This is a genomic window from Hyalangium sp. (assembly GCF_035629615.1).
In the GTDB taxonomy this organism is placed as follows: Bacteria; Myxococcota; Myxococcia; order Myxococcales; family Myxococcaceae; genus Hyalangium.
In genome coordinates, this window is sequence record NZ_DASPHO010000267.1 from 1 (window position 1) to 7777 (window position 7777).

At 68.8% G+C, this 7777-nt stretch carries 6 protein-coding genes; 4 read left to right on the forward strand and 2 right to left on the reverse strand.

Features of this window, described 5'->3' with window-relative positions:
• Positions 1-780: lysophospholipid acyltransferase family protein (locus VD972_RS13500; RefSeq protein WP_324986399.1), on the forward strand; the 780-nt coding region annotated here is incomplete at its 5' end.
• Between the two features lie 37 nt (positions 781-817).
• Complete coding sequence (locus VD972_RS13505) at positions 818-1741, forward strand: SDR family oxidoreductase (protein ID WP_324986402.1); 924 nt, start codon at positions 818-820, stop codon at positions 1739-1741.
• Positions 1742-2001: 260 nt separating this feature from the next.
• Here VD972_RS13505 and VD972_RS13510 read toward each other — a convergent pair whose 3' ends face one another.
• On the reverse strand, positions 2002-2325 hold the full coding sequence (locus tag VD972_RS13510; RefSeq protein WP_324986405.1) for a hypothetical protein: 324 nt from the start codon (positions 2323-2325) through the stop codon (positions 2002-2004).
• Between the two features lie 189 nt (positions 2326-2514).
• Between VD972_RS13510 and VD972_RS13515 the strand changes: the two genes are divergently transcribed.
• Together VD972_RS13515 and VD972_RS13520 are read left to right on the forward strand one after the other, a co-directional pair.
• Positions 2515-6219: a tetratricopeptide repeat protein gene (locus VD972_RS13515; protein WP_324986408.1), complete on the forward strand. Its 3705-nt coding sequence runs from the start codon at positions 2515-2517 to the stop codon at positions 6217-6219.
• A gap of 49 nt (positions 6220-6268) precedes the next feature.
• Positions 6269-6610 carry a hypothetical protein gene (locus VD972_RS13520; RefSeq protein ID WP_324986414.1) on the forward strand — a complete coding sequence of 114 codons (342 nt, stop codon included), beginning with the start codon at positions 6269-6271 and terminating at the stop codon, positions 6608-6610.
• 12 nt (positions 6611-6622) lie between these two features.
• Here the strand turns inward: VD972_RS13520 and VD972_RS13525 are convergent.
• Positions 6623-7777, reverse strand: a 1155-nt coding sequence (locus VD972_RS13525) for an HRDC domain-containing protein (protein WP_324986411.1), incomplete at its 5' end; no start/stop codon positions are given.

A 7777-nucleotide genomic window follows, 5' to 3' on the forward strand; every position in this document is an offset into this window, starting at 1 on the left:
AAGCACCAGCTCCAGGCACTCGCGCGCACGGAGAACGAGTACGGGGTCGACCCATTCGGCTTCAACCTGGACTACAGCCTTGCCGCGGTGGCGCCTCTGCTCTGGCTCTACCGCCGCTACTTCCGGGTGGAGACCTTCGGCATCGAGAAGATCCCTCGCGGCCGCGTGCTCCTCATCTCCAACCACTCCGGCCAGCTCCCCCTGGACGGAGCGATGATCGGCGTGGCCCTGATGATGGAGGCCACCCCCCCCCGCGCCATCCGCAGCATGGTGGAGAAGTGGGTGCCTACGCTGCCGTACATCTCCACGCTCTTCGCCCGGGTGGGGCAGATCGTTGGTACTCCAGAGAACTGCCGGCGCCTGTTGGAGTCGGAGGAGGCCATCCTCGTGTTTCCCGAGGGCGCGCGCGGCATCGCCAAGCTCTGGCCTCAGCGCTACCAGCTCCAGGAGTTCGGCCTGGGCTTCATGCGCCTGGCCCTGGAGACGAACACGCCCATCGTCCCGGTGGCCGTCATCGGCGCCGAGGAGCAGGCCCCCGCGCTGCTGGACATCAAGCCGGTGGCGAAGCTGCTCGGGTTCCCGGCCTTCCCCATCACCCCCACCGGGCTGCCCTTCCCGCTGCCCACCAAGTACCGTCTCTACTTCGGCGATCCGCTGATCTTCACTGGCCGGCCGGATGAAGAGGACACCGAGCTGGACAAGAAGGTGCGGACGGTGAAGACCGCCATCCAGAGCATGATCCACCAGGGCCTCAAGGAACGCCGAGGCATCTTCTGGTGAGCGCTGGGCAACTTTCGATTCCGAGGATGGGGGCTCCATGAGACCGGCCGTCGTCGTCACGGGCATCAGCGGCAACCTGGGCCGCGCGCTCGCCAAGCAGCTCCACAAGAGCGAGCGCATCATCGGCATCGATCGGCGCCCCTTCGTGGGTCGGCCGAAGGACGTCGAGATGTATCAGCTCGACTTGCGCAAGAAGAAGGCCGAGGACGTCTTCCGCAAGAACGAGGTCGGCGCCGTCATCCACCTGGGCATCATGCATGACCCGCGCATGAGCGAGGAGGAGCACCACTCCTTCAACGTGGTGGGCACCACGCGCCTGCTCGAGTACTGCGCCAAGTACGGCGTGAAGAAGGTGGTCGTCCTCTCTTCGGCCAACGTCTACGGCCCCAGCCCGGACAACTCCAACTTCCTCACTGAGGATGCGCCGCTCATGGCGGCCAGCCGCTTCTCTGGCGTGCGCGATCTGATCGAAGTGGACATGCTCGCCCATGGCTTCTTCTGGCGGCACCCGGACATCAACACCGTCATCCTCCGGCCCGTCCACATCGTCGGGCCCACCATCAAGAACGCCCCCTCCAACTACCTGCGCCTGCGCCGTCCGTGGACGCTGGCCGGGTTCGATCCCATGGTGCAGCTCATCCACGTGGAGGACACCTCGCGCGCCATGGTCGAGGCCCTGCGCCCCGATCTCAAGGGCGTCTACAACGTCACCGGCCCGGGCGAGGTACCCCTGTCCACCGTGCTGCGCGAGCTGGACCACTCCCCCATCTCCGTGCCCCACCCCGTCGCCCGGCCCCTGCTGGGCCTGCTCTTCAAGTACCGCCTGGCCAACTTCCCGCCTCCGGAGCTGGACCACATCCAGTTCCTCTGCAACGTGGACGGCTCCCGCTGGCAGAAGGAAGCCGCCTGGAAGCCCCGCCACTCCATGCGAGAGACGATCCGCTCCGTGCTCGGCGAGTAGCGGCCGCTCTGACAGTCATGTCAGGGGCCTTCCTGCTGGGAAGGCAGGGGGGGCCTGACACCTGTGTCGTGCATGAGGCCCCGCTGGCAGGGCGCTTGCGGGCGGTTTTCCACGCAAACACTTGATTTTACACGCTGCTCTGGGGGGCGATGGCGGTGGCACCCGCCTTGCTCTTAGGGAGGCCATGGTTAGGGGGTTCCATAGGGGAACCTTCGACGCCCGTCGCCTCGGCCGGCCCCGAGTCGACGGGCGGTTTTTTTTTATGGCAGCTCGCCCGCAAAGGGCCCGTCGAGCATCCGCTCCAGCTGCCATGCCCTGTCCCGGAAGACGTACTCCGAAGTGACGGTGGCGGTCTGCTCCGAGGGCGAGGGCAGGCGCATCCACTGCAGCCGCGCGGTGATGGTCGCCCGCATCCCATCCGGCGCCAGTTGCACATCCAGGACCTCGAAGTCGGTGATCGAGAGATCCCGCTCGTCCTGAAGCTCCTTCCGGGCGCGCAGGAACACCTCGCGGCTCTCGGGCACGATGTGCTTGGCCGCCCCCCGGAAGTCCTTCCAGCGGATGCGCTTGTGGAAGTCCTCCACCACAGGGCGGAGGCCTTCCAGACCTGTACTTTGGGGGGTGTGGGCGCAGGCCCCACCAATCAGGGCCACCAGCAGCAGAAGGACGAGCAGGCGCATGGTGGTAGGAGACGGTAGCACCCGAAAAGGCCCTACAAGTAGATCCAGTGCTATCGTCCGTGTCCCGCCTGCGCACCGGAGTTCCGATCATCCATGGCCAAGTCGATGGTGGAAAGGTACGAGCAGCTGCTGCTGCAAGACCCCACATCTGCGGTTTTCGTCGAGCTCGCCAAGGTTCACCTCGAAAAGGGCGAGCATGCGCGCGCCATCGAGGTGTGCCAGCAGGGGCTCGGTCACCACCCGCAGTCCGTCATCGGGCGGGTGCTGTGGGGCAAGGCCCTGCTGCACCAGGGCAAGCCCGCGCAGGCGATGGAGCAGTTTGATCAGGCGATCGCAGTCGATAAGGAGAACGCGCACGCCTACAACCTGATTGGTGAGGTGCTGGTGCAGCGTGGGCTGTTCCGGTCCGCGCTGCCCATCCTGCGCAAGGCCGCGGCGCTGCAGCCCAACGATGGGCGGGTGCGCCTGTGGCTGGAGCAGACCCAGCAGGCGCTGTCCGGTGGACCGCCTCCTGTGGTGGCCGAGCTGCCCGGGATCACGTCCAACGAGCTCGCGCCGAAGCCGGAGGTGGAGGAGCCGGCCGCGCCGAAGGCCGAGGCAGCAGCGGCTCTCGTACCTCCTCCTCCTCCAGAGGAAGAGGCAGCCGCACCCCCGCCACCACCTCCCTCCTGGGAGGACGAAGACCGGGGTGACATCACTCGCCAGTTCACCGCCATCAAGGTGGATCACTTCCCGGGCGAAGAGCCCCCCTCGCGCAAGGAGCCCCTGCCGAGCGAGGCCAAGACCTCCGGAGAGGGCACTCCCTCGCGCGGCCTGGCGAAGGTCTACATGTTCCCGCCCCGCAAGGGCGCGCGGCCTCCGCCTCCTCCCGAGGAGGATGATCTCGCGGACACTCCGCCTCCCTACGCGGGGAGTCGGCCGGACTACGACGAAGACACACCCATTCCCGGTGCGGAGGCCCGAGAGTCCCGGGTGGAGCAGCGCGAGGGGAGCTCGGGAGGATTGCTCCCCGATGTGGACACGCCGGACGAGCAGGGGCTGCCCCCCGAAGGAGATGGCCCGGCCTCCTCCCAGGACGATGACGACGGGCAGGAGCTTCCACCCGAGCCGGAGACCCAGCCCGCCGTCACCGCCGTCAGACGGGCCCCTGGCTCGAGCGGGGGAGGGCTCCTGGGCGATCTGCCTCTTCCGGATGAGGAGGATCTGCCCGCAGTTCCCTCGGCCGCGCGTGTGTCCACTTCAGCTCGGCCCCCGGTGTCGTCCCGCTCACGCGCGGCCTCGGGCGGTGCTGCCAAGCGCGCGCTCCTCGACGACATCCCGGAGGCCGTCGAGCGGCCGATAACCTCTGGCTCTGGGCGCCCGAAGGCTACGTCCCAAGTGGACGCCGCGGAGGCCGCCGCCGCCTACGAGAAGGAGCTGCGCGACAAGATCGCCAAGAGCGCGGCCGCCCCCTCCTTCCTCCAGCGCTACGGGCTGAAGCTCGCCGCGAGCGCGGTGCTGGTCGTGGTGCTGGGCGTAGGCCTGGGCGTGTACCTCTTCCGGCGGGCGGCGCAGGGGGGCCAGACGCTCGTCGAGGTGCTGGAGCGGACCGACCGCGCCATCTCCCAGGACACGCGCACCGCCTTCCGCGATGCGCTGGCGATGCTCGATCGCGCCCAGGAGATGGATGACGACAACCCTCGGGCCTGGGCGCTGAGGGCATACACGTATGCGCTCCTCTATTCCGACCATGGTGGCTTGGCCGAGGATCGCCAGCAGGCGCTCATGGCGCTGGAGCAGCCGGGGGTGCGGACCGAGCATCCAGGGCTGAGCCTTGCCACGGACGTGCTGGTGGCCGACGACAAGGCGCGGCCCACCGTCCGCCGCGTGTTGATGGACTCGAAGGAGGACTCTTCCGAGCTCCACTCGCTCGCCGGCACGTTGCTGTTGGAGGAGAAGCAGCCGGAGAAGGCGCTGGAGCACTTCAAGCGCGCCCTGGAGCTCTCCGCGCGCAACGTGCGCGCGCTGGTCTCGCTGGGCCAGTACTACCAGGACTTCGACGACTACCCCAACGCCCTCAACGTGTATGGGACCGCGCATGAGCTCTCTCCCGAGCACCCGATGGCGCGCATCGGCCTGGCGGAGAGCCGAATCGCCCTGGGGCAGGAGCTGAACGAGGCGCACACGGACATGCAGGCGCTCGGCGGGGACGCGGCGCTGCCAGAGGCGCTGCGCGCGCGGCAGCGGCTCATTCATGGGCGGCTCCTCGCCGGGCTGGGCCGGCAGGATGAGGCGCTGCCCCTGCTCGAGAGCGGAGCGCAGGGAGAGGGCCCGCTCGTCTTCGACTTCCTGCTCGCGCTGGGCGATGCGAGCCGCGCGTCCGGAAAGCTCACCAAGGCCCAGGAGGCCTATGAGGCCGCTCTCAAGATGAAGCCGAAGAGCGAGGCGGCCTTCGAGGGCCTGGGCCGGGCGCTGCTGGACCGGGATCGGGTGAAGGAGGCGCTCGAGAAGCTGGGGAAGGCCGAAGGGCGCCGGGTGTCACTGGTGCGCGCGGCGGCCTACGCACGGCAGAAGGACTGGAAGCGCGTCCGGGCCGAGTTGGAGAAGACGAAGGTGAACAACCTCTTCGTGCCCGAGGCCGTCGGCTACATGGCCATGGCGGACGCGGCGGACGGCAACGGCGAGCAGGCGCGCGAGGTGCTGGAGAAGACGACCAAGGGCTCGAAGCAGCCCCGGACAGACCTCCGCGTGGCGCTGGGGCTGGTGTACTGGGAGCTGGGCGCGATGGACAAGGCGCGGACCGAGCTCGAGGAGGCGATGAAGGACCCCCGGGACTATGAGGCCGCCTGTGGGCTCGGGCGGCTGCTGCTCGCGCGGGGCCTGCCCGACCTGGCCCTCCAGCCGCTCACCCGCGCGGTGGAGCGCAATGGCTTCCACGGCGAGGCGCGGGAGGCGCTCGGCCGGGCGCTGCTGGCCCTGGGGCGCACGGAGGAGGGGTTGAAGCAGTTCACGGCCTGGAAGGACGAGAACCCCGAGAGCCTGGACGCGCAGAAGGGATACATCCAGGCGCTCCTGCGCTCGGGCAAGCCTCAGCAGGCGACGGAGGCGGTGCGCGCGGCGAAGTTCGCCCTGAACGATGTCGTGGGGCAGCGCCTGCGTGCGCTCGTCCTCTTCTCCAGTGGAGACCTCAATGCCGGCATCGTGGCCCTGAAGCGCGCCGCCGCGGCCAACTCGAGAGATCCGGAGACGTTCTGTGAGATCGCCCACACCTTCCTGCGTCAGGACAAGCCCGAGGATGCGGCAGGGGCTTTCGAGAAGGTACGAACCGACTCGCCCGATGCCATCTGCGGCCTGGTGGGCGAGCACTATGTGTACCCCGAGGACGGTGGAAAGCCGGCGGCCGAGGCACTGAAGAGCCTGGCGAACAGGGCGCCTACGGTCTGGGACAAGGCCTTCGCCCAGACGGCCATCGCACGGGTGCTGCTGAGCACTCCGGGCAGCCTGAAGGCAGCCCGCGCGGCGGCGGAGGAAGCAGTGAAGCTGGACCCCTTCAACGGGCGGACGCACCTGGCGCTGGGGCTCGTGGCCCTCAAGCAGCGGCAGGAGGAGCCCGCGCTCGCGGCGCTCAACAAGGCGGTGGAGCTGGATCCGGCAAACGCCATGGGGCGCCTGGCCCTGGCGGATGTGCTCGTCCGCAAGCAGGAAGAGCTGCCTCGCGCCATCCAGGAGTACGAGGCCTTCCTGAAGCTCGCTCCGGCCTCGGAGACTGCGAAGCGGGTGAAGAAGGCGCTGCCGAACCTCAAGCGCCGGGTGAAGTAGCGTGGAGAGTCCTCCTCAGCCTCAGTCGCCGTACCCGCTCCTGCGCATCATGGGGAGCAACGCCTTCCTGCTCTCCATCATCTACCTGCTGGTGGGCATCACCGTGGAGGTGGTGCGGCGCGTCTACCCCACGCGCTTCATCCAGCGGCTCTCGCTGTCCCTGGACTCGCTGCCGGCGCGGGCGCTGGAGCTCGTCGGGTGGATGGAGCCCCTGCGCGCGGACTACCTCAACGGACAGATCCCCGACTACCAGGTGCGCCTCATCTTCGGCGTCACCACCGTCGCCATTATCTTCCTGCTGGCGTTTGTGGTGGGAGTCCTCGTCGGGAGCCTGCGCGGCTACGTGGAGCGCCGGGCCCTGAAGAAGCACAGCCAGCGCCGGCCAGGGTAGGGCAGGGCGGGCTCAGGCCTTGCGGCTCTTGCGGGGCCGGGGCGCCTCTACGGCCACCACAGGCTCGTGGCCGGCGGCACGTGCCATCAGGCAGATCTCCACCACCTTGGGGCCGAAGCGCTCCCAGCGGCTCTCGCCCGTTCCTTTCACCGCAAGGAAGGAGTCCCGATCCGTGGGCAGCGCCGCCGCCAGCCCCAGCAGCGTGGCGTCGTTGAAGATGATGAAGGGGGGGACTTCCAGGTCCTTGGCCAGCCCCTTGCGCCAGCGCCGCAGCTCCGTGGCCGCCAGCTCGCTGTAGTGCTCGGGCTTGCCTGGGACAGAGGAGGCCGGCCTGGCCACCGGCACCAGACGTGGCATCCGGCTGCCCTTGCACACGTCGCAGTTTCCACAGCTGGCCTCGAGATCCTGCTGGCCGAAGTAGCCCAGGATGAACGCCCGCCGGCACCGCCGAGTGTACGCATAGTCCGTCATCTGCTTGAGCTGGAGCAGGGCGCGGCGCTCCTGCTCGCGCACCCGGTTCAGGTCCACCCCCAGCTCGCGGAAGGGCACCTGCTCCAGCGCGCGGATGGTGCGCCCCGCGAAGGGGCGGCGGACCTTGACGGCCCCGGCCTTCTCCAGCAGCCCGAGCGCGTGCCGCACCTCCTCCTCCCCCAGCCCGGTACGCCGGGCCAACAGGGGCAGCTCCGTGGTGCTCGAGCGCCCCACGGGGAACGTCTCCAGCAGCGACTGGAGCAGCCGCCGCGAGTCCGCCGCATGAGGGTGGGCGGCCGTGGCCTTCTCCGTGAGGGTGATGCCGTACTCGCCCTCACCCCGGCTGCCGCGCTCGATCTTCCTCTCGCGCTCGAAGATGCGCAGCGCCGCGGACACCTCGAACTCGCTGGAGCCCACCATCCCCGCCAGCACGCCGATGCCCTTGCTGAACTCGGGCACGGTGCGCAGGGCGTTCCAGAGATCCGCGAGGACCACCTCCGAGGGGTGGTTGCCCTCGATGAGCCGCTCCTGGGTGTAGACGTCCGCGTGGTTGAAGAGCAACACGGCGGTGGCGGGCTTCCCGTCTCGGCCCGCACGGCCCACCTCCTGGTAGTACGCCTCCACCGCCTTGGGGATGTTGGCGTGGGCCACGAAGCGGATGTCCGGCTTGTCGATGCCCATGCCGAAGGCGTTGGT

Coding starts and splice junctions, on each gene's coding strand:
- VD972_RS13520 (WP_324986414.1), top strand. CDS start 6,269: ATGGGGAGCAACGCCTTCCTGCTCTCCATCATCTACCTGCTGGTGGGC.
- VD972_RS13515 (WP_324986408.1), top strand. CDS start 2,515: ATGGCCAAGTCGATGGTGGAAAGGTACGAGCAGCTGCTGCTGCAAGAC.
- VD972_RS13505 (WP_324986402.1), top strand. CDS start 818: ATGAGACCGGCCGTCGTCGTCACGGGCATCAGCGGCAACCTGGGCCGC.